Source organism: Rhizobium sp. Root1203 (assembly GCF_001424945.1).
Taxonomy (GTDB): domain Bacteria; phylum Pseudomonadota; class Alphaproteobacteria; order Rhizobiales; family Rhizobiaceae; genus Rhizobium.
On sequence record NZ_LMCW01000003.1, the window covers coordinates 50,493 to 72,722 of the forward strand.

Sequence of the window (22,230 nt, forward strand, 5' to 3'; positions counted from 1 at the left end):
TCACGGCTTATGGCAGAACTGTTAACACGAAATGGACATTCAGGGAGTTAGACAATGGCCGAAGTCGTATCATTCCGAACGGACCCAAGCAAAGCGACCGCGTTGGTGCTCCGCCAGCTTTCCGACGGAATATTGAGGCTGACGCTGAATAATCCGCCCGCCAATGCGCTTTCGATCGCGGTTCTCGAGACGTTGCTCGGCGAGCTCCAGAAAGCCGGTGAGGACGACAACGTCCGTATCGTCGTCATTGCTTCGACCGGCAATGTCTTTTCCGCCGGCCACGACCTGAAGGAGTTGACGGCACATCGCCCCGATCCGGATGGCGGCGTGGCATTCTTCGAGGAAACCTTTGCGCTCGCTGCCGACCTGATGCTGGAGATCACGCGTCTGCCGAAGCCGGTGGTCGCCGAGATCGACGGACTGGCAACGGCTGCCGGCTGCCAGCTTGTCGCGTCCTGCGACCTGGCGATCTGCACCGATACGTCCACCTTCTGCACGCCCGGCGTCAACATCGGCCTTTTCTGCTCGACGCCCATGGTCGCCATCTCGCGTGCGGCGCGCCGCAAGCAAGTGATGGAGATGCTGCTGACGGGTGAGACGATCGATGCTTCGACCGCCAAGGATTTCGGTCTGGTGAATCGCATCGTGCCGAAGCAATACCTCACCCAAGTCGTTACCAAATATGCATCCATCATCGCCAGCAAATCACCGCTGACGCTGCGGATTGGCAAGGAGGCTTTCTACCGCCAACTCGAGATGCCGGTCGAGGAGGCCTACAGCTATACCGCACAGGTAATGGTCGATAGCATGATGAGCGACGATGCCGAGGAGGGGATCGGTGCCTTTCTGGAGAAGCGGATGCCGGAATGGAGCGGCGAATAGCGCGGATAATTCGAGCTCCATGGAGCGAATGGCGGCGGGCGTTTCCATCCGCAGTAGATCGGAACGCCTGCCAGCCTAGCCCAGTTTCAAGACCAACCCGCCGAGGGCGATGATCGCGCCGGCAAGATATCGCCAGCGGCTGGCCTTTTCCTTCAGGACGACGACGGAGATGATCAGCGCGAAGAGGATCGACGTTTCGCGCAGTGCCGCGACGGTCGCGACCGGCGCTTTGGTCATCGCCCACAGTGCCAGCCCGTAGGATGCGATCGAGCCCGCGCCGCCGATCAGGCCGCGCCACCAATTCGCCCGTACATGGATCGCAACGGCATAAGCGCCACGGCGCGAGATAGCCCAGGAAAGCAGCAGCACGGGCGGCAGCAGCGACATCCAGAGCGTATAGGACACTGGATTTCCAGAAATTCGCGCTCCGATCCCGTCGACGTAGGTGTAGGTGGCAATCACACAGGCATTGGCAAGTGCCAGGCGTATCGCCTGTCCGCTGCCTTTGGGCGCTTCGAAAGCAAGGGTCAAGATACCCACGCAAATGGTCACCGTGCCGGCGAGTGTTCCGCCGGAAAGGCTTTCATTCAGGATGAAACCGCTCGTCGCCGCGATCAGCAGCGGTGCGCATCCCCGCATCAGCGGATAGACCAGGCCAATATCGCCCGCCCGATAGGCTGCGGCGACCAGCTGGAAATACATAAACTGAAGGATCGCCGAAGCGCCGATATAGGGCCAGGCGGCCGCGTTGGGAAGCGGCAACAGCGCCAGAAAGGGCAGCGCTGCCACTGCGCCGCCGGCCGAAATCAGGCTGGCATCGAGGGACTTGTCCGTTCCTGCCTTGATGATCGCATTCCACGTCGCATGCAGCAACGCCCCGAAAAGAACCAGCAGTATGACGGTGATGGACAAGGCGAGGACTACCGGGTGGTGTATTGGAAGGAAGGCTGGAAGCTTGTTACGCCGTCACAGACAAAAAGCAACACCAGGCCAGAAGCGCGGATCAAGCAAATGAAGCGATGAAATACAACTCTCAGATGATCATCAGGGTATTCCAAAAGATGCACGTACGCCATGAGCTTTCAATAGAAAGCCCTCATTCAACCATGAGATGTTTCTAACATACGCGTGAACAAATGTAGACATATACACGATATACAGTGAACATTTGCCTGCCGGGGCCTCGCAATTTTGAGGGGTGATGCACGATAGGCACACGTTTGCCAATTCGCGGTTGGTTCCAACGACGATGTGGTTGTGCCGTGCAACCGTTTCTAAGACCTGAAAGTCTCGAAGAGAACAGCAGTCAAAGCGAATTGTCGGGAATTATGAAAGTCCCGTCCAGGTTGTCTATGTTCTGACAATTGAGGACAGGGCAGTTGGGATTGTCCTTTGTCGGTATCCTCGTCCACTCGGCATATTGATTGGCATCGCAGAAACGGCTGTTTCGAATGTAGCGGTCATACAGGGTCATGCCGGCAACGCGCTTCGAGGGATAGCGCAAGATGACCGCGCCTTCGTTGTGAATCGCCGTACGCGCCTTCTGACACGTCATCGCCTGCGAATTATAGCGGGAGATTGCCAGCGCTGGCGACGCGGCCACAACGAAGGCGGTGAAAAGCGCCAGTTTTCTCATCGGGACATCCTCCTTCGTCTTCCTGATGACTATATACGCTGAAACCGGCCGTTGGTTTCAATTGCAGCTAGATCTAAGTGCGATCACCATTGGGAGAATAGCGACATGATCCACGATCAATACGACGACAATTATATTCTCGACATCCTGCGTTCGGTAAAGACCATCGCTTTGACGGGTGCCTCCCCCAATCCTGCCCGACCAAGCAACGGTGTCATGGGTTATCTGCTGTCACGCGGATATGAGGTTATTCCCGTCAATCCGGGGCAGGCCGGAAAACACATACAGGGGCAGACGGTCTATGCGCGGCTCGCCGATCTTCCCGTTCCCGTCGATATGGTCGACGTCTTCCGTGCGTCGGAACACCTGTCTGAAGTGGTGGACGAGTCGCTTGCCATGAACCCCCGGCCGAAGGTGATCTGGGCGCAGCTTGGCGTTCGCGATGACGCCGCTGCCGCAAGGGCGGAAGCTGGCGGCATCAAGGTCGTCATGAATCGCTGCCCGGCAATCGAGTATCCGCGCCTTGTCGCATAGAAGGGGGAAGATTTTTCTCGAAACGCGTTTCGGTTGAAACAGATGGAGATTAACTTTTCTAGATCGTCCGCTATGCTCCGGCCCATTCGGTCAACCAGAATGGGAGGGCTTCATGGCCAATAACGATCCGGGATTCAATACTTTGGCAGTGCACGCGGGAGCCAAGCCGGACCCCGCAACCGGCGCGCGCGCGACGCCGATCTACCAGACCACCGCCTACGTCTTCAACGACGCAGATCATGCAGCCGCACTTTTCGGCCTGCAGCAGTTCGGCAATATCTACACGCGCATCATGAACCCGACACAGGCTGTGCTCGAGGAGCGGGTGGCGGCGCTCGAGGGCGGCACGGCGGCTCTTGCTGTGGCCTCTGGCCATGCCGCGCAGATGATTGTCTTCCATACTATTCTGCGGCCGGGCGAGAATTTCGTGGCCGCCAAGCGTCTTTATGGCGGTTCGATCAACCAGTTCGGCCATGCCTTCGATAATTTTGGCTGGCAGGTCCGCTGGGCCGATCCCGCAGAACCGGCGAGCTTCGAGAGCCAGATCGACGAAAAGACCCGCGCCATCTTCATCGAGAGCCTTGCGAACCCTGGCGGAACGTTTGTCGATATCGCGGCTATCGCCGAGGTCGCCCACAAGCACGGATTGCCGCTCATCGTAGACAACACCATGGCCAGCCCCTACCTCATTCGCCCGATCGAACATGGCGCCGACATTGTCGTCCACTCGCTGACGAAATTCCTTGGTGGTCACGGCAATTCCATGGGCGGCATCATCGTTGACGGCGGCACCTTCGACTGGTCGAAATCCGGCAACTATCCGATGCTCTCCAGTCCCCGGCCGGAGTACAATGGCGTCGTCCTGCATTCGACCTTCGGGAATTTTGCGTTCGCCATCGCGTGCCGCGTTCTCGGCCTGCGCGATCTCGGTCCGGCGATATCGCCCTTCAACGCATTCCTGATCCTGACCGGCATCGAGACATTACCGCTTCGTATGCAACGCCACAGCGAAAATGCCGCTGCCGTCGCAAAATGGCTGAAAGCCCACAGCAAGATCGCCTGGGTCAACTATGCGGGGCTGGAGGACGATCCGAATCACGCCTTGCAGCAGCGCTACTCGCCAAAAGGCGCAGGTTCGGTCTTCACCTTCGGCGTCAAGGGCGGCTACGAAGCCGGCAAGTCGCTTGTGGAAGGCTTGCAGCTCTTCTCGCATCTCGCCAACATCGGCGACACGCGCTCGCTCGTCATCCATCCAGCATCGACAACGCATCGCCAGCTGACCGACGAGCAGAAGATTGCTGCCGGTGCCGGCCCCGACGTCGTCCGCCTCTCGATCGGCATCGAAGACGTGAAGGACATCATCGCCGACCTCGAACAGTCTTTCGCAAAGATCTGAGACCAATGGCGAACCACATCACTTTCGACATCGGGGGCGCCGAACCGGAGTTCGGCGCCCCCGAGGCTGATCGCATCGTTTCCGGCAATCCACAGTTCCAGACCTGGAATCTGGAAGAGGCCGCCGGAGGACTCTATGCCGGGATTTGGGAGGCGACGCCGGGCAAATGGCGCATCGCCTATGACGAGTGGGAGTACTTCAATGTACTGTCCGGCCACTCTATCGTCACCGAGGACGGTAGAGAGCCCGTTCATCTCCGCGCCGGGGATAGAATGATCCTGAGACCGGGCTTTAGGGGAACATGGGAAGTCATTGAAACGACTCGCAAGGACTATGTGATCAAGCTCTAGCTGGATGCGGCACCCGAGGAGCATTCGCGTACGCTGCGTGCGCGGCGTACGCTTTAACTCGGTTCGTCTATCGCCACGCCATTGCCGGTTGCACCTGCCGCCTTGGCAAAGGCACGGGCAAAATCTGGTGAAGAAATCATATCCATCGTGCGTCGAAGAGCTGCAGAAGCCTCGGTGCCGAATGCCTTGTCAAAGCGGGCTTGAGCGTCCTGCCAGCGTGCGCTCGCCTCCGTCCATTCCTTGTCGCCCGCTTGCGTCAGGCGTACGCGCTTGACCCGTCGGTCACGGACGTCGGGCACCAGCTCGACGAGGCCGTCCCTTATGAGGGGTTTCAGCGTGTGGCCAAGTGCCGAAAGGTCCATCACCATAGCTTCCGCCAGCATCTTGAGCGGCGTTTCCCCGCCTATCTTGATCTGCGCCAACAGGGTGTGTTGCGTAATCCTGAGACCGCACGGAGCGAGGATATCCTCATACAGTTGGCCAAGTTGGCGGGACGCACGTTTGAGCGCGCTGTTGCTGCAATAGGTCCATACACCCGGTGCGTCTGCTTTTTCATTCATCTCGAGTTCTCCGCAGGCGATGTCTCCCCAATGTTGACGGTCAGTCAATCGTTGCGCCGACTATTTCGAACGTAGCCCTTGCACAAGGGATACCGCAGTACCAATATAGTGGCATATACCAGTAAATTCCACCAACAAAAGGAAGCCGCAATGTCCCGCCACGATCTTGGAACTGCCCTTGTCACCGGCGCCTCCTCAGGCATCGGTGCAACCTACGCCGAGCGCCTTGCCAAGCGCGGCTACGATCTCCTGCTCGTCGCACGCGATGCCGCGCGCCTTTCGGCGCTTGCCGAGAAGCTGACGAAAGAGACGGGCGTGAAGGTGGATGTGTTGCCGGCAGATCTGACGGAGCGGGCGGCCGTGCGTGCCGTCGAGCAGCGCCTGAGGGAGGATGAGGCCATCACCTTGCTTGTCAACAATGCGGGCGTGGGCCCCCGAGGCAAGCTTCTCGCCGACGATGTCGATTACCTGGAAAAAATGATCGAGCTCAACGTGATCGCGGTGAATCGCCTTGCGGTTGCCGCAGCGCAGGCGTTCGCGGCAAGGGGAAGAGGGGCTATCGTCAACATCGCATCCGTCGTTGCCTATGTGCCCGAGCAGTTCAATGGCACCTACAGCGCCACCAAGGCTTTCGTGCTCAATCTCACGCAGGCAATTCACGCTGAAACGGCTGAAAAGGGCGTCAGGGTCCAGGCGGTTCTGCCAGGTCTGACGCGAACCGAGATTTTCGAGCGTGCAGGCGTTTCCACGGACAGGTTCCCGCCGTCGATGGTGATGGATGTCACCGATATGGTCGATGCCGCCTTGGCTGGCCTCGATCAGGGCGAGTTGATCACGATCCCCTCGCTGCCCGACGCTCAGGACCTGGCTGCTGCAACGGCCGCACGGTTGGCGCTGGGGCCCAACCTGTCGCATGACAAGCCCGCTGCGCGATACGGCGTCGCCGCGGCCTGAGCGGATTCCGAGGGAGCATTGGTGGCGCGTCTCGCATGGGGCGTCGCCGCCTCTGTCGAAGCCTGCTAACTTCGGTCGCCATTCGGTGTGAAGTCGGCGCGTATGATGCCGTGGCGCTGGAGTTTGTCGTAGAACGTCTTGCGGGGGATGCCGAGTTCGGTGATCGTCCGCCGGACGTCGCCGTTGTTGGCATCGAGCGCCTCACGAATGATGCGAGCCTCATAGCGCTCCAGCCTGTCCGGGAGAGGGAGCCCATCGCTCTGGTCGGCTGGAACAGGCGTGTCGCTCGCAACCTGTTCGACGCCAAGGACGAAGCGCTCGGCAAAATGCGACAGCTCGCGAACGTTGCCAGGCCAGCTGTGGTCGCGCAGGTGTCGGTGTATCGAGGCTGATGCAAGGGGAACGTCCCGCTTGAACCGCTTCGCGGCGCGCTCCGAGAAGTAGCCGAAGAGGAGGAGAATGTCGTCCCGTCGCTCTCGGAGGGGGGGAATGGAAATCGTGACGACATTCAGCCGATAATAGAGATCCTCACGGAAATCGCCGCGTTGCCGGGGATCGCCGAGATCGACCTTGGCGGCTGCGACCACACGCAGGTCCACCGGCCGGACGTCGTTCGTGCCGAGCGGCGTGACCTCCCGCATTTCGAGGACGCGCAACATCTGGACCTGCGTCGACGGCGGCATGCTTTCGATCTCGTCCAGAAAGAGCGTACCCCCGCTTGCATGCTCGATGCGCCCGATGCGCCTCTTCTGAGCTCCGGTGAAGGCGCCCGGCTCGTGGCCGAAGAGCTCGCTTTCGATCACCGTTTCCGGCAGCGCGCCGCAGTTGAGTGCAACGAAGTTTCCCGATGCGCGGCGGCTCCACTGATGTAGGAGGCTGGCGACGACTTCCTTGCCGCTGCCGGTCTCACCCGTCACGAGGACATCGACATCGGTATCGGCGATCTGCCGCAGGGTGTGACGCAGTCTTTCCATCGCCGGTGTTTGACCGATCAGGGGCAGATCGTCGCGAACCTGCTCCGTCGCCTTGCGAAGGGCGCGATTCTCCAGAATGAGACGGCGTTTCTCGGCAGCCCGACGAACGCTCTGGATCAGCCTGTCCGTTGCAAACGGCTTGGTGATGAAGTCGTAGACGCCGTCCTGAATGGCGTTCACGGCCATTGGAATGTCGCCGTGACCGGTAATGAGGATGACGGGCATGTCTTCGTCCCACTGCCGTACGCGCCCAAAAAGCTGCAGCCCGTCGATGTGGGGCATGCGGATATCCGAAACCACGACCCCGGGAAAATCCGGGCTGAGGGCGGCGAGTGCATCGCCCGCGACCGAAAAGGCGGACACGGAAAAGCCCGCAAGCTCAAGCGTCTGCTTGGTTGCCCGAAGGAGATCCTTGTCGTCGTCGATAAGGAAAATGGGGGTTGCTTCGCTCATGGTTTCGCCTTCGTGAGATGCACGACAAACGTAGTGCCGCTGTCGCCGCTGGAGACCTCGATGCGCCCGCCGTAGTCGGCAGCAATATCTTTGGAGATGACGAGGCCGAGCCCCAGTCCCTTTTCCTTGGAGGTGTTGAAGGGCGTGAAAAGCGAACCCAAAATCGCGGGCGGGATCCCGGGGCCGTTGTCGGCGATTGTTATCGCGACCTCGTCCGACGTTTCAGCAACCGAAATCTCCACCTTCGCATCGTCACGGCCTTCAAGCGCCTCCAAGGCGTTCTGGAAAAGGTTGATCAGGATCTGCTCCAGGCGAACGCGGTTGCCGAGAACGCGCAGGCCCTGCGCGGGCGGGCGAATGGAAAGCGCTTCGAGCTGTCCGGAAAAGCGGCTTTTCAGCAGCACCAGGGCACCATCGATGACGTCGCGCAGCTCAACCGGTTCCGCTGCCGTTCGGCCTTTGCGGGCGAATGCCTTGAGCTCCTCCGTGATCGTCCCGATCCGCTCCGTCAGCGCGGCGATCGCGCCGAGGTTTTCCCTTGCCGGATCGGGTTGCTGACGCTCCAGGAAGACGCGCGCGTTGTCCGCATAGGCGCGAATGGTCGCGACCGGCTGGTTGATTTCGTGCGCGACGCCTGCCGCGACCTGACCCAGAATTGCGAGGCGGTTCGCCTGCACGAGCTCTTGTTGCACGACTTGCAGCCGTGCCTCAGTGTTTCTGTGGTCGGAAATTTCGGACTGAAGGCGGTCCCGGGCGCGGCTCAGATCCTCGGTGCGTTCCGCGACGCGCCACTCGAGTTCCTCTCGCATCCCCTGTTCGACGGCGATCTTCATCGCCGAGACTTGGCGGCGTCTCAGAAGAAACGCGCCGATTGCCAGGATGGGCACGAGGACGGCGAGCGTCAGCAGCCGCATCTCCCGCACAGCAGAAGCGATCGGGGCATCGGTCGGAACGAGATATTCCAGTCGCCACGGCGTCGTTGGAACTGCTGCAAACAGACGCAGATAGTCGGCTTCGCCGCTGCCGGGCAGAACTGCGGAGACCAGCGAGGCTTCCGCATCGATGATCCGGGGGCGCATGATGGGTAGGGGCGCAAGCGGGGCATCGCCGAATTGAAGGCTGTTGCGGATCGCAGCAAGATCCTCTTGCGGCACCGGAGCTGCCGTCATGAAGCGCCACGAGGGAATACTGGTGATCAGCACCACCCCATGGTCGTCAGTCACGTACACGGGGCGTCGCGCGTCGCGCCAATCCTCCTCGAGCCTGTCGAATTCAAGCTTGACCACCACCACTCCGAGCGGAGCAGCGGCGCTGCCGACACGGCGCGAGATGTAGAGGCCCGGACGTTTGCTCACGCTGCCGAGCGCGAAATGCTCAGCGGTTCCCTGTTCGATCGCTCGCCGGAAATAATCCCTGAAACTGTAGTCGTTGCCGACGAAGCTGATCGGCTCCCGCCAGTTGCTCGACGCGATCGCTATCCCATCCGGACCGATAACGTAGAGCACAGCGGCCTGCGTACCTGAGACCAGCCGCTCGAGCTTCTGGTTCAGAACATCGACAGCGTTGGTGTGCGACGAAGCCAGCCCATCGAACACCTGCTGGTCTTCAGCAAGCAGCAACGGCAGCGCCCGGGGTCTCTCCAGAACGGCGCGCAACAGTGCGACCTTGAGCGTGGCATCAGCCCGGCTCTGGCTTTCAAGCGCCTCAATCGAGGAGCGGCGGCCGTAGAGCTCCGCCCCGGCGAGCGCAGCGACAATCGCAATCGCTGACAGAGCGGCAAACACAATCCAGACGCGCCGCGCGCGCCGGCTGACGTCCGCGACATGCTGAAATTCCGGGATCGAGACGGGCGTTGTCATTGCGCAGAATGTGCGTAATTTCGCACGTTCGTCAAATAAATTCGTGCGGAAATCCGCGCAGCGCCCGTCATGGATTTTGACTGCTTCAATTAAAAGTATACAAAATCAATAGGATATCAACTCATTGGTAAACTGGCATGGCGGTTGCTGTGTATTCGCAAACAGCTGCATGGCTGTTGAATCGAGCAACGCAATTGCCCCGGGAGGCCGATTTGGTTTGGGGCTGACGGAGGACATCATGGGTGTAGCACTTCCGGTCGCGCAGCCGCGCGGCAAAGTACCATTTTACCGGCATCTCTATGTGCAGGTTCTGACCGCGATCGCCGCGGGGATCCTGCTCGGACACTTCTACCCCGACATCGGCACGTCGCTGAAGCCCCTTGGCGACGCTTTCATCAAACTCGTGAAGATGATCATTGCGCCAGTCATCTTCCTGACTGTTGCGACCGGCATCGCCGGCATGTCCGATCTGCAGAAGGTCGGCCGTGTTGCCGGAAAGGCGATGCTGTATTTCCTCGTCTTCTCCACCCTGGCACTCGCGGTCGGCCTCGTCGTCGCCAACGTCGTACAGCCGGGAGCCGGAATGCACATCGATCCCGCGACGCTGGATGCGAAGGCCGTTGCGACTTATACCGCCAAGGCGCACGACGCGACTGTCACGGGCTTCCTGATGAACATCATCCCGAACACGATCGTCGGCGCCTTTGCCGATGGCGATATTCTGCAAGTGCTGTTCTTCTCGGTTCTCTTCGGCATCGCGCTCGCCATGGTCGGTGACCGCGGCCGTCCAGTCGTCGACTTTCTACAGGCTTTGACAGCGCCAGTGTTCAAGCTGGTGGCCGTCCTGATGAAAGCTGCGCCGATCGGCGCATTCGGCGCAATGGCCTTCACCATCGGCAAGTACGGGATAGGCTCCATTGCGAACCTCGCCATGTTGATCGGCACGTTCTACCTGACTTCGCTGATCTTCGTGCTCGTCGTCCTCGGCGCGGTTGCGCGATACAATGGCTTTTCGATCCTGGCGCTGATCCGCTACATCAAGGAAGAACTGCTGCTGGTGCTGGGAACGTCCTCTTCCGAGGCAGCACTTCCGGGCCTCATGGCGAAGATGGAGCGGGCGGGCTGCAAACGCTCTGTCGTCGGCCTCGTCATTCCCACCGGCTACTCGTTCAATCTCGACGGCACGAACATCTACATGACCCTTGCGGCGCTCTTCATAGCGCAGGCGACGGATACTCCACTTAGCCTGGCTGATCAGATCCTGCTTTTGCTCGTCGCCATGCTGAGTTCCAAGGGTGCCGCAGGCATTACCGGCGCAGGTTTCATTACGCTGGCGGCTACGCTCTCCGTGGTCCCGTCCGTTCCGGTAGCCGGTATGGCGCTCATCCTTGGCATCGACCGATTCATGTCCGAATGCCGTGCGCTTACGAACTTCGTCGGCAACGCGGTCGCGACGGTTGTCGTCGCGCGTTGGGAGAACGAACTGGACCTGACGCAGTTTTCCGCGGCCATGGCGGGCGAGCTGCCGGAGGAAATCGAAGCCACTGTGCCGGCCCTGCAGGCCGCCGAGTAACCCCTGCAGCATCCGATCATCAGAAATCCGCGCTTCACCTGAGGCGCGGATTTCCTGTTCCGCCTACCAGCTGAGTTCCAATCGGTCCAATCCGTGGAAGTGGTAGACATCCTTGACGGACGGCGTCTTCGCGATCCTGAGGCCCGGCAACCGATCGAACAGGATCGGCAGTACGACGTTGAGCTCCAGGCGGGCCAGTGGTGCCCCGATGCAGAAATGAATGCCGGCGCCGAATGAGAGATTGGGCGCCTCGTCTCGGGCAGGCTTGAACGTCAGCGGGTCGGTGAATTTCAGCGGATCCAGATTGGCGGCCGCCAGGATAAGACTGACCTTGTCGCCGCGCTTGAACGAAATGCCGTCGATCTCTGCCGGCTCCAGCGCCCAGCGCTGGAAGATATGCACGGGTGCACAGATGCGCAGCGATTCTTCCACCGTCCGCTCCGTCGCATTTTCATCCCTGAAAAGCTCTGCCGGATCGTAGCCGCTGTCGAGGATCATGCGAACGGAGTTGCCGATCTGGTGGACGGTTGCCTCATGGCCGGCGTTCAGCAGCACGATCGTGGTCGAGACCAGCTCATCCTCGGTCAGGTATTGGCCTTTGTGCTCGGTGTGGATCATGTGCGTCAGCAGGTCGTCGCGGGGATTGGCGCGGCGCTCGGCAATGACGGTCTTCACATAGTCGGAAAACTCCTTGGCTGCCTGCTCGGCGCCGTCCTCATCGCCCCTGGTGCGGCCGAAGAGATACATGCGGATATAAGCATGCGACCACTTCAGGAGCTGCGGACCCATCTCTTCCGGAATCCCGATCATGCGGGCGATCATCGTCACGGGTATGATGTCGGCGAAAGCCGAAAGCAGCTCGACATCTCCCTTCTTCTCGAAATCGTCGATCAGCCTGTTGGCGAGTTCGGTAAGCTCCGGCTTCATTTTCTCGACATGTCGCGACACGAAGGCGCGATTGACGAGCGTTCTGAGGCGGGTGTGCTCGGGCGGCTCCAGCTCAAGCAGCGAATAGCGCTCGGCAAGATCGAAGTTGGCGAGATGCTGGTCCGGCTCGGGGAGACCGAGCTCATCACGCGTCGCCACGTGCAGGATCTGGCGCCCGAATCGGCGGTCGCGCAACAGTGCGTTCACATGGTCGTAGCCGGTAAAGAACCATTGCTTCTGCTCCTCCCAATAGAAGGTCGGACAATGGGCGTGCAACGCCGCATATGCGGCGTTGGGGTTGCTGTAGAAAGCTGGATTGCCGGCGTCGAGAGAGACGCGGCGGGTGGCGGGATCGATCGAAAGAAAAGCCGGTATCATCATGTTTCGAGGCTTAGCGGATTTGCCAGGTCACGAAAAGAGAGCGCCGTCGGATCTTCAACCTCTGGACAGCGATCCAACTCGGCGAAGGGCATGGATCTGATCGTCGAGCGTCGGGACCAGTTCGCCGCTGTTGCGGCGAGGCTCGGTCGGCACAGGCGCGGCGGTCTCCGCTTCTCCAAAGATGACCGTGCAGTTCCGTCCCGCCGCCTTCGCGGCGTAGAGGGCACGGTCCGCCGCGGAAACCAGCTTATCCATGTTGGCCTCTATCGGCGATGCGAGCGCTACCCCAATGCTGACAGTCGCCGGAATGATGGCGCTGCCCGTGCTGATCGGGACCCGGCAGAACTCTGCCCGGATCGATTCGGCGAGTGCCTCGGCCTCGGTTTGGTCGACGACGCTGGTGAAAGCTGCGAATTCCTCACCGCCCATCCGTCCGAAGACACCTGCCGGAGTATACTGGCGCGCCATTCGGGCAAAGACCGTCAACACAGCATCGCCGGCCTGATGACCGAAGCGGTCGTTGATCCGCTTGAAGTTGTCGAGATCGAACAGAAGAACGGCGATCTGCCGCTTTTCGTCGAACGCCTTGGTTTGGACGGACTCGAACTGCCCGAACAGCCCGCGTCGGTTGAGGACCCCGGTCAGCGCGTCGGTCACGCTGAGCAATCGCAGATGGCGCTCCGAGCGTTCCATGATCACGCGAAAGGTCAGCGCGCAGGCAAACGTCAGCAGGAACGCCGTGCCAAGCGCGGCAGCGCCGGCGTAGTTGGCTGCCTGCAGATCCGTGGGGGCGGCCAACCCGATTGCCACCGCCATACTGAAGCAGAGGCCGCTCTGGACGACAAAGATCGCCGCAAGCTTGATCCTGGCAGCGTCGCCGCGGCCGTTGGGCGACGTGACGGCCATGGCAAGAGCCGTTGCGCCGGTCGCCGAGGCGAGATTGTAGAGGACGACGCGGTTTGCGTAGTCGTCGTTCACCCAGGGAAGGAAGACACCCGCGAGCCAGACAAGGGGTGGCAACAGCATCCACCACTCCGCCTTGCGCTTGTAGAGCGCCAGATAACCGGCAACCCAGGCGCTCTGACCTGAAAGCGCGACAGCGTTGCCGACTTCGATCGAGAGGTAGGTCGGGATGTGGTCGCGCAGGGCTACCATGGCAAAACCGGCCGCGCTTAGCAAAAAGCCGATGCCCCAGTAAAGATAGGTCCTGTTGCGGACATCGTGACGCCATGCCATGAACGCCACCAGTGCAAGCGTCATGGCCTCGGCACACCAGATGGCCAATCCCGTCGTAACATTGAACACGGCAATACCCCTTGTTGGGCGCATACTTGCCGAAGAAGCTGGCAACTTCGTTAATCGCCGGCCATTCGCTGGCGCCCGCTCGCACTTATCCGGAATAGGATTTCCGCCAGGTAAACGTGGGGGCTGCTTGCGGTTGGATTCAGCATTCCTTCATCTTGCTGCCGAGAAAAACTGTGAGGGCACGCACCCCCGCCTCGCCATTAACGACCGTTTTGGACAATACCCCTACGGAAAGGCACAAGTTATTTCACGTGGCTCCCGGCACTCTCAACGTTATGCATAGGCGCGTCTTGAAGAGGAGGGTAGGGAAGTTCTATGTAGGGGTAAGGCATTTTCTTTGATTCCCGGCGTCGGGCCGGAAAGACGTTGACAAAGGACGCACATGAGAAACCCAGTCGATACCGCTATGGCCCTCGTGCCGATGGTTGTGGAACAGACCAATCGCGGTGAACGATCCTACGACATCTATTCGCGCCTGCTTAAGGAACGCATCATCTTCCTGACAGGCCCGGTCGAGGACCACATGGCGACGCTCGTTTGCGCCCAGCTGCTTTTCCTCGAAGCCGAGAACCCGAAGAAGGAGATCGCTCTCTACATCAATTCTCCGGGCGGCGTCGTGACCGCAGGCATGGCGATCTACGATACGATGCAGTTCATCAAGCCGGCCGTTTCGACGCTCTGCGTCGGTCAGGCGGCGTCGATGGGGTCGCTGCTTCTGGCTGCGGGCGACAAGGACATGCGGTTCGCGACGCCGAATTCGCGCATCATGGTTCACCAGCCTTCAGGCGGATTCCAGGGGCAGGCTTCCGATATCGAGCGCCACGCGCGCGATATCCTCAAGATGAAGCGCCGCCTGAACGAAGTCTACGTGAAGCATACGGGCCGCACCTACGACGAAGTTGAAAAGACGCTCGATCGCGACCATTTCATGGATGCGGTCGAAGCACGAGACTGGGGCGTTATCGACAAAGTCCTGACGTCTCGCGCCGAAATGGAAGGCGATGCGGCCTAGTAAGAAGTAGGGATGGTGTTTTATCCGCCACAGTTCTATCTCATTTGTGATCGAACAAGGGAATAAACCCGGTGGCGGGTGAACCAATCTCAAGTATTAATGCTATGTTGAATTTTTATGACATAGCATTCGGCTTCGAAGGGGAACTCGTTGCCGCCGGAGCCAGGACAGCCTAGTCTGGTCCCGGTTCGTGCCCCTTAACGGCCTTGGCCGGCTGGAGCTCCAGAGTGGAGCAGGCCAATGAGTTGACCGTTATTTCACCTTGAAATGCGGCGTGCTGGAAGGAAAGTGATATGAGCAAAGTCAGCGGCAGCAACGGCGGCGACTCCAAAAACACCCTCTATTGTTCGTTCTGCGGAAAGAGCCAGCACGAAGTCCGGAAGCTTATTGCCGGACCGACAGTCTTCATCTGCGATGAATGCGTCGAATTGTGCATGGACATCATCCGTGAGGAAAACAAATCCTCGATGGTCAAGTCCCGAGACGGCGTTCCGACGCCCCAGGATATCATCAAGGTCCTCGATGAATACGTCATCGGCCAGCGTCAGGCGAAGAAGATCCTGTCGGTTGCCGTTCACAACCATTACAAGCGCCTCGCGCACGCCTCCAAGAACGGCGAAGTCGAGTTGGCGAAGTCGAACATCATGCTGGTCGGCCCGACCGGTTGCGGCAAGACCTATCTTGCCCAGACGCTCGCTCGCATCATCGACGTTCCCTTCACCATGGCTGATGCAACGACGTTGACCGAAGCCGGTTACGTCGGCGAAGACGTCGAGAACATCATTCTTAAGCTCCTGCAGTCTGCCGATTACAACGTCGAACGCGCCCAGCGCGGCATCGTCTACATCGACGAAGTCGACAAGATCTCGCGCAAGTCGGACAATCCGTCGATCACGCGCGACGTGTCGGGCGAGGGCGTCCAGCAGGCGCTTCTGAAGATCATGGAAGGCACGGTTGCCTCCGTGCCTCCGCAGGGCGGACGCAAGCATCCTCAGCAGGAATTCCTGCAGGTCGATACGACGAACATCCTGTTCATCTGCGGCGGTGCTTTCGCTGGCCTGGACAAGATCATCTCCGCCCGCGGCGAAAAGACCTCGATCGGCTTCGGCGCGACCGTCAAATCGCAGGACGACAGGCGCGTCGGCGAAGTGCTGCGTGAACTGGAACCCGAGGATCTGGTCAAGTTCGGCCTCATCCCGGAATTCATCGGTCGTCTGCCGGTTCTTGCAACGCTGGAAGACCTCGACGAGGACGCGCTGATCCAGATCCTGTCGGAGCCCAAGAACGCGCTGATCAAGCAGTACCAGCGGCTGTTCGAGATGGAAGATGTCGAATTGACGTTCCATGAGGACGCATTGCGCGAAATCGCCCGCAAGGCGATCACCCGCAAGACCGGCGCCCGCGGTCTCCGCTCGATCATGGAAAAGATCCTGCTCGACACGATGTTCGAATTGCCGACTCTGGAAGGTGTTCGCGAGGTGGTGATCTCGGACGAGGTGGTTCGCGGATCGTCGCGTCCGCTCTATATCTACGCAGATCGCCAGGATGAGAAGGCAAACGCTTCGGCGTAAAGCGCTTTCGATATCTTTGCGATATGAACCGTGATTTTTAGGGGCTTGCCGTTGGCGAGCCCCTTTCTATTTGCAAACCGGTGCGCAGCGCTGATAAATCTTGCTGATGAGATCGGAAACCGCCTGCGTTGCCGTTGCGATTTGATCCGCCGTTGGCGATTATGCAATGATTCCGTTGGTGTTGTTTCGGCCTCGTATTTTAGCCGGTTCGGAAATGGTAAGCGCCGGTCCAGCCTGGTGCGCCAGAGTGCAGGTGTTCCGTTGTAGCATAGCTGTCATGTCCAGGGGGACGTCGGCCATGGCGCAGCTTGAAAAGCGTAGTCAGAACCTCCACTTGTGTCTCAAGTGAGAGTGTGGCCGGTCCAAAACGGCCGCGCCAGAAGAGCCCGGCAACGGGACGATGGAAAGGAAATAAAATGACGAAGAAAACGTCAGTTGCGAGCACTGCTTATCCGGTTTTGCCTCTGCGCGACATCGTGGTCTTTCCGCATATGATCGTGCCGCTATTCGTCGGCCGGGAAAAGTCGATCCGTGCGCTTGAAGAGGTCATGGGATCCGACAAGCAGATCATGCTCGTCACGCAGATCAACGCGAGCGACGACGATCCGGAACCCTCGGCTATCCACAAAGTCGGCACGGTTGCCAACGTGCTGCAGTTGTTGAAGCTGCCGGACGGCACCGTCAAGGTTCTGGTCGAGGGCCGCGCACGCGCTGAGATCGACGCCTACACGGATCGCGAGGATTTTTACGAAGCGCTCGGCCATGTGCTTGAGGAGCCGAATGACGATCCGGTCGAGCTTGAAGCGCTGAGCCGCTCGGTCGTGTCCGAATTCGAGAGCTACGTAAAGCTCAACAAGAAGATTTCGCCTGAAGTTGTCGGCGCTGCCAGCCAGATCGATGACTACTCCAAGCTTGCCGATACGGTCGCTTCGCACCTGTCGATCAAGATCACCGAAAAGCAGGAGATGCTGGAAACCACAAGCGTCAAGGCACGCCTCGAAAAGGCGCTCGGCTTCATGGAAGGTGAGATCTCGGTCCTTCAGGTCGAGAAGCGCATCCGCTCGCGCGTCAAGCGCCAGATGGAGAAGACCCAGCGCGAATACTACCTGAATGAACAGATGAAGGCGATCCAGAAGGAACTCGGCGATGGCGAGGAAGGCCGCGACGAGATGGCCGAACTGGAAGAGCGCATCGCCAAGACCAAGCTTTCCAAGGAAGCCAGGGAAAAGGCCGACGCAGAGCTGAAGAAGCTGCGTCAGATGAGCCCGATGTCGGCCGAAGCGACGGTTGTGCGCAACTATCTCGATTGGCTGCTTGGCATTCCGTGGAACAAGAAGTCCAAGGTCAAGTCGGATCTGAACAATGCAGAGAAGATCCTCGAAGCGGATCATTTCGGTCTCGACAAGGTCAAGGAGCGCATCGTCGAGTATCTCGCCGTGCAAGCCCGCGCAACGAAGATCAAGGGGCCGATCCTGTGCCTCGTCGGCCCTCCTGGCGTCGGCAAGACCTCGCTTGCCCAGTCGATCGCCAAGGCGACCGGCCGTGAGTATGTCCGCATGGCGCTGGGCGGCGTTCGTGACGAAGCCGAAATCCGCGGTCACCGCCGCACGTACATCGGTTCGATGCCCGGCAAGGTCATTCAGTCGATGAAGAAGGCAAAGAAGTCCAACCCGCTCTTCCTGCTCGACGAAATTGACAAGATGGGCCAGGATTTCCGCGGCGATCCGTCTTCGGCTCTCCTCGAGGTGCTGGACCCGGCTCAGAACTCGACCTTCATGGATCACTACCTGGAAGTCGAATACGACCTGTCGGACGTGATGTTCATCACGACGGCGAACACGCTGAACATTCCTGCGCCCTTGATGGACCGCATGGAAGTTATTCGTATCGCCGGCTACACCGAGGACGAAAAGCGTGAAATTGCCAAGCGGCATCTGCTGCCGAAGGCAATCAAGGAACACGCGCTGCAGCCGCATGAATTTTCGGTCAGCGACGATGCCCTGATGGCAATCAGCCAGCAGTACACTCGCGAAGCCGGTGTTCGCAACTTCGAACGCGAACTGATGAAGCTCGCCCGCAAGGCGGTCACCGAGATCATCAAGGGCAAATCGACGTCCGTTCACGTAACGGCGCAGAACATCGACGACTATCTGGGCGTTCCGCGCTTCCGCCACGGCGAAGCAGAACGCGAGGATCAGGTCGGCGTCGTCACCGGTCTGGCCTGGACGGAAGTCGGCGGCGAGCTGCTGACGATCGAAGGCGTGATGATGCCTGGCAAGGGTCGCATGACCGTTACCGGCAACCTGAAGGAAGTCATGAAGGAATCGATTTCCGCTGCGGCATCCTATGTCCGTTCGCGTGCCGTCGATTTCGGCATCCAGCCGCCGCTCTTCGACAAGAGCGACATCCACGTGCACGTGCCGGAAGGCGCGACGCCGAAGGATGGTCCGTCGGCCGGCGTCGCCATGGCGACGGCGATCGTCTCGATCATGACCGGCATCCCTGTGAACAAGGATGTTGCCATGACCGGTGAAATCACCCTTCGCGGCCGCGTGCTGCCGATCGGTGGACTGAAGGAAAAGCTGCTTGCAGCACTTCGCGGCGGCATCAAGAAGGTGCTGATTCCGGAAGAAAACGCCAAGGACCTGGCGGAGATTCCGGACAACGTGAAGAACAACATGGAGATCATCCCGGTATCCCGCATGGGCGAGGTGATCAAGCATGCTCTGGTTCGCAGGCCGGAGCCGATCGAGTGGGATGGCACGGTGGAAACGCCGGTCATCGCGACGGTCGAAGGGCTTGATGAAACGGGCGCAACCATAGCTCACTGAGCCCTGTTTGCCACATTCGTGCCAAATTGCTTAAAAACCCTGAAAAGGCTGGCGTTTTCGCCAGCCTTTTTTTGTGAAAACCACGTGTAGACGCTTGCATTTCCTTTGTTTGCAGGGTCTTTGGGGTTCGGCGGGCCTGATGAACGTTATTCGCGCCTAGCTTATAGATTTGAGTCGTTTCGAACCATTTAGAAAGGGGTGGAAACATGAACAAGAATGAACTCGTGTCCGCAGTTGCCGAAAAGGCAGGACTCTCGAAGACCGATGCTGCTTCTGCAGTTGATGCAGTTTTCGAAGTTGTCCAGGCTGAACTCAAGGGCAAGGGCGATGTTCGCCTCGCTGGTTTCGGTAGCTTCACCGTTTCCCATCGCGCTGCCACGAAGGGCCGCAATCCTTCCACCGGCGCAGAAGTCGACATTCCGGCTCGCAACGTGCCGAAGTTCACGCCCGGCAAGGGCCTGAAGGAAGCCGTCAACGGCTGATAGGTTTTCTTGGCTGCCGGGTAACGAGACCGGCAGGACAAGTCTTTCGAAGGGTTCGGCGCAAGCCGAACCCTTTTCGCATTCTGAAGACCTTGCCGTCGCTGCGACTTTCAACTACGCAATGGACGTTCTCAGGGCGGGGCGAAACTCCCCACCGGCGGTAAGGGCATCTGCTCGAGCCCGCGAGCGCCTTTCCGATCAAAGCGGCGAGGGTCAGCAGATCCGGTGTGAATCCGGAGCCGACGGTTACAGTCCGGATGAAAGAGAATGAGCAAAACGCACGAAGGGCAGTTCCTGCCCGGCGTCGGCTGTCGTGCTCATGCGTCCTGATTTGTGTTGGTCCTTTTGTGCGGATGAATGACATGAATCAGACTTCCCTTGCGTTTTTTCCATCACGTGCCATGGCCGGAGCCGGCTGGATGGTGCTCGCTGGCATTGCCTTCGCGATCCTCAACGTCGTCACACAATGGCTGACGATGAGACTTGCCTTTCCATCGGCCTCTGCTGCGTTCTGGCAATACGCTTTCGCGCTCGTCTTTTCGCTGCCTTTCCTGAAGAAAGGCGGTTTCCCGGCGTTGCGGACGCGCTACCCCTGGCGGCACGTGATCCGGGTAGCCTTTGCGGCATTTGGCGTCCAGGCCTGGATTGCCGGGCTCGCGGTCGTTCCGATCTGGCAGGCGATTGCCCTGGTGATGACATCTCCCTTCTTCATCGTTCTGGGCGCAAGGCTCTTCCTGGGGGAAGAGGTCGGTGCTGCTCGCTGGACAGCGACGGGTATCGGGTTTGCCGGCGCAATGATCATCCTGCAGCCATGGTCGGACGGTTTCACCTGGGCAGCGTTCCTGCCGATCCTGTCGGCGCTTCTCTGGGGCGCGTCGTCGCTGATGACCAAGAGCTTGACCGACATAGAGAGACCCGAGACGATCACCGTGTGGCTGCTGGTTCTTCTGACGCCGATCAACGGGGGGCTTGCCCTCGCGGCCGGGTTCAGCGCGCCGATGGGGATTGCGCTCACCCTCTTCGTCGCGGCAGGGGTCCTGACGGCGATGGCGCAGTATTTCCTCACGCTTGCCTACGCTGCCGCCGACGCCGCGTATGTGCAGCCCTTTGACGATCTCAAGCTGCCGCTGAATGTCTTGGCTGGCTGGCTCGTCTTCGGGTACGCGCCGTCGGGCTATCTGTGGCTCGGAGCTTTGCTAATTCTCGGAGCGTCGCTGTTCATCATGCGAAACGAGATGAAGCGAGAGCGCCAGGGTGGCGGCCGAGCGGCGAAATGAGGGTGGCCGGGTCGATCCCGGCCAATCCGGCTAGATTGCGGACGCTACCACCGCTGGTGAACGTGCGGGGCAATCAGCCGCTCGTAAATGTCACGCGTGGCTTCCATCACGCCCTGAGACAGTGGCGCAAGGCTGGCCGCTGCTGCATTGGCCCGGGCCTGCTCGGCATTGCGCGCCCCCGGGATGGCGACGGTGACGGCGTCGTTCATAAGGATCCAGCGAAGCGCGAACGCTGCCATCGACACGCCGGCGGGGACCAGCTTTCGGACTTCCTCGACGGCCTGCAGGCCGACGTCGAACGGCACGCCGGCAAATGTCTCGCCGACGTCGAAGGCTTCGCCGTGGCGATTGAAATTACGATGATCGTCACCTGCGAATGTTGTCTCGCGGGTGATCTTGCCTGACAGAAGGCCGCTTGCCAGCGGCACGCGTGCGATGACGGCTATGTTTTTCCGGCGGGCCTCCTGAAAGAACAGGTGGTCAGGGCGCTGGCGGAAGATGTTATAGATGATCTGGATGCTGACGACGCCCGGATATTCAATCGCCTTCAGCGCCTCCTCGACTTTCTCCACGCTGACGCCGTAGCCCATGATCTTGCCGGCCTTCTGAAGCTCGTTCAGACCTTCGAAAACCTCCGGACGATAGAGCACATCCGTCGGCGGGCAGTGAAGCTGAACGAGATCCAGGCAATCCACCTGGAGATTCGCGAGGCTGCGATCGATGAAACTCTCGAGATTGGCTTTGGTGTAGCCATCTGCCACGTGCGGGCTCAGCCGGCGGCCGGCCTTGGTTGCGACCATCGGGCGGTCGCCGCCACGGCTTTCCAGCACGTCGGCAATGATCTTTTCCGAGCGCCCATCACCGTAGACGTCTGCTGTGTCGATGAAGGTCATACCGGCATCCAGCGCCGCGTTGAGCGCAGCACGCCCGTCTGCCTCGCTGACATCGCCCCATGCACCGCCGATTTGCCACGCGCCGAAGCCGATATTGGAGACGGTGTGAGGCAGGTGGCCGAATGAATGCTGTTTCATGGAAAATCCTCCGCGCGATCGATTGACCCGGCACTAGCAGCGCGCCGGTTTGTGGGCAAGCGTTCGCGGCAGGAGATAGAGCACGACGCCCCTATTTCCTGGAAAAGCGGATACTCGCCTGGCAGACGGAATAGGAGGGATCAGGATACTGGCAACCCTCCAGCGCACGATCATTCATTGCTTCACTTGGATGATGTCGATCCATGCCTTACGTTCGTTTGAGCGATAGAGGTCAATGCACA

The 22,230-nt window shown here is 59.8% G+C and carries 19 protein-coding genes and 1 riboswitch; of the genes, 11 read left to right on the forward strand and 8 right to left on the reverse strand.

The annotated features are described in order from the left end of the window. Positions 1 to 54 precede the first annotated feature (54 nt). Positions 55 to 882: an enoyl-CoA hydratase gene (locus ASC97_RS04710; RefSeq protein ID WP_057467203.1), complete on the forward strand. Its 828-nt coding sequence runs from the start codon at positions 55 to 57 to the stop codon at positions 880 to 882. Positions 883 to 957: 75 nt separating this feature from the next. On the opposite strand, the gene ASC97_RS04715 is transcribed toward ASC97_RS04710, so the two are convergent. Then, on the reverse strand, positions 958 to 1,794 hold the full coding sequence (locus tag ASC97_RS04715; RefSeq protein ID WP_057467204.1) for a DMT family transporter: 837 nt from the start codon (positions 1,792 to 1,794) through the stop codon (positions 958 to 960). Between the two features lie 394 nt (positions 1,795 to 2,188). Further along, entirely contained in the window at positions 2,189 to 2,518 is a 330-nt protein-coding gene (locus tag ASC97_RS04720) for a hypothetical protein (RefSeq protein ID WP_057467205.1), read from the reverse strand. Between the two features lie 105 nt (positions 2,519 to 2,623). Between ASC97_RS04720 and ASC97_RS04725 the strand changes: the two genes are divergently transcribed. From ASC97_RS04725 to ASC97_RS04735, 3 genes are all read left to right on the forward strand, one after another. Then, positions 2,624 to 3,052: a CoA-binding protein gene (locus tag ASC97_RS04725; protein ID WP_057467206.1), complete on the forward strand. Its 429-nt coding sequence runs from the start codon at positions 2,624 to 2,626 to the stop codon at positions 3,050 to 3,052. 112 nt (positions 3,053 to 3,164) lie between these two features. Continuing rightward, a complete protein-coding gene (locus ASC97_RS04730) occupies positions 3,165 to 4,448 on the forward strand; it encodes an O-acetylhomoserine aminocarboxypropyltransferase (RefSeq protein WP_057467207.1) in 1,284 nt (427 codons plus the stop codon). Between the two features lie 5 nt (positions 4,449 to 4,453). Next, on the forward strand, positions 4,454 to 4,798 hold the full coding sequence (locus ASC97_RS04735; RefSeq protein WP_057467208.1) for a cupin domain-containing protein: 345 nt from the start codon (positions 4,454 to 4,456) through the stop codon (positions 4,796 to 4,798). Positions 4,799 to 4,851: 53 nt separating this feature from the next. Here the strand turns inward: ASC97_RS04735 and ASC97_RS04740 are convergent, their stop codons facing one another. After that, on the reverse strand, positions 4,852 to 5,358 hold the full coding sequence (locus tag ASC97_RS04740; protein ID WP_057467209.1) for a MarR family winged helix-turn-helix transcriptional regulator: 507 nt from the start codon (positions 5,356 to 5,358) through the stop codon (positions 4,852 to 4,854). Positions 5,359 to 5,508: 150 nt separating this feature from the next. Here ASC97_RS04740 and ASC97_RS04745 point away from each other — a divergent pair, with 150 nt between their 5' ends. Then, a complete protein-coding gene (locus tag ASC97_RS04745) occupies positions 5,509 to 6,312 on the forward strand; it encodes an SDR family NAD(P)-dependent oxidoreductase (protein WP_057467210.1) in 804 nt (267 codons plus the stop codon). 65 nt (positions 6,313 to 6,377) lie between these two features. Here ASC97_RS04745 and ASC97_RS04750 read toward each other — a convergent pair whose 3' ends face one another. Both ASC97_RS04750 and ASC97_RS04755 read right to left on the reverse strand, forming a co-directional pair. Then, positions 6,378 to 7,739, reverse strand: coding sequence for a sigma-54-dependent transcriptional regulator (locus ASC97_RS04750; RefSeq protein WP_057467211.1), 1,362 nt, complete (start codon positions 7,737 to 7,739; stop codon positions 6,378 to 6,380). Beyond that, a complete protein-coding gene (locus ASC97_RS04755) occupies positions 7,736 to 9,598 on the reverse strand; it encodes a sensor histidine kinase (RefSeq protein WP_057467212.1) in 1,863 nt (620 codons plus the stop codon). Before ASC97_RS04755 ends, ASC97_RS04750 begins: the two co-directional genes overlap by 4 nt. A gap of 238 nt (positions 9,599 to 9,836) precedes the next feature. Between ASC97_RS04755 and ASC97_RS04760 the strand changes: the two genes are divergently transcribed. Beyond that, a complete protein-coding gene (locus ASC97_RS04760; RefSeq protein WP_057467213.1) occupies positions 9,837 to 11,171 on the forward strand; it encodes a dicarboxylate/amino acid:cation symporter in 1,335 nt (444 codons plus the stop codon). 63 nt (positions 11,172 to 11,234) lie between these two features. Here the strand turns inward: ASC97_RS04760 and ASC97_RS04765 are convergent, their stop codons facing one another. Together ASC97_RS04765 and ASC97_RS04770 are read right to left on the reverse strand one after the other, a co-directional pair. Continuing rightward, positions 11,235 to 12,479, reverse strand: a complete 1,245-nt coding sequence (locus tag ASC97_RS04765; protein WP_057467214.1) for a cytochrome P450 — start codon at positions 12,477 to 12,479, stop codon at positions 11,235 to 11,237. A gap of 54 nt (positions 12,480 to 12,533) precedes the next feature. Next, positions 12,534 to 13,784: a GGDEF domain-containing protein gene (locus ASC97_RS04770; RefSeq protein WP_244481395.1), complete on the reverse strand. Its 1,251-nt coding sequence runs from the start codon at positions 13,782 to 13,784 to the stop codon at positions 12,534 to 12,536. A gap of 382 nt (positions 13,785 to 14,166) precedes the next feature. On the opposite strand from ASC97_RS04770, the gene ASC97_RS04775 reads away from it, so the two are divergent. The 5 genes from ASC97_RS04775 to ASC97_RS04795 all read left to right on the forward strand — a co-directional run bounded on the left by ASC97_RS04775 (position 14,167) and on the right by ASC97_RS04795 (position 20,957). Next, complete coding sequence (locus ASC97_RS04775) at positions 14,167 to 14,796, forward strand: ATP-dependent Clp protease proteolytic subunit (protein ID WP_057467215.1); 630 nt, start codon at positions 14,167 to 14,169, stop codon at positions 14,794 to 14,796. Positions 14,797 to 15,089: 293 nt separating this feature from the next. Next, a complete protein-coding gene (clpX, locus tag ASC97_RS04780; protein WP_037063391.1) occupies positions 15,090 to 16,367 on the forward strand; it encodes an ATP-dependent Clp protease ATP-binding subunit ClpX in 1,278 nt (425 codons plus the stop codon). A 416-nt stretch (positions 16,368 to 16,783) separates the two neighbouring features. Then, positions 16,784 to 19,198 carry an endopeptidase La gene (gene lon, locus ASC97_RS04785; RefSeq protein WP_057467216.1) on the forward strand — a complete coding sequence of 805 codons (2,415 nt, stop codon included), beginning with the start codon at positions 16,784 to 16,786 and terminating at the stop codon, positions 19,196 to 19,198. A gap of 206 nt (positions 19,199 to 19,404) precedes the next feature. Continuing rightward, on the forward strand, positions 19,405 to 19,680 hold the full coding sequence (hupB, locus tag ASC97_RS04790) for a DNA-binding protein HupB (RefSeq protein WP_018900220.1): 276 nt from the start codon (positions 19,405 to 19,407) through the stop codon (positions 19,678 to 19,680). A 123-nt stretch (positions 19,681 to 19,803) separates the two neighbouring features. Continuing rightward, a riboswitch (FMN riboswitch) is annotated at positions 19,804 to 19,953 on the forward strand. Between the two features lie 89 nt (positions 19,954 to 20,042). Further along, entirely contained in the window at positions 20,043 to 20,957 is a 915-nt protein-coding gene (locus tag ASC97_RS04795; protein WP_057467217.1) for a DMT family transporter, read from the forward strand. A 44-nt stretch (positions 20,958 to 21,001) separates the two neighbouring features. Here the strand turns inward: ASC97_RS04795 and ASC97_RS04800 are convergent, their stop codons facing one another. Then, the gene (locus tag ASC97_RS04800; protein ID WP_057467218.1) at positions 21,002 to 21,988 is read right to left on the reverse strand and encodes an aldo/keto reductase; all 987 of its coding nucleotides are present in this window, start codon (positions 21,986 to 21,988) and stop codon (positions 21,002 to 21,004) included. Positions 21,989 to 22,230 lie beyond the last annotated feature (242 nt).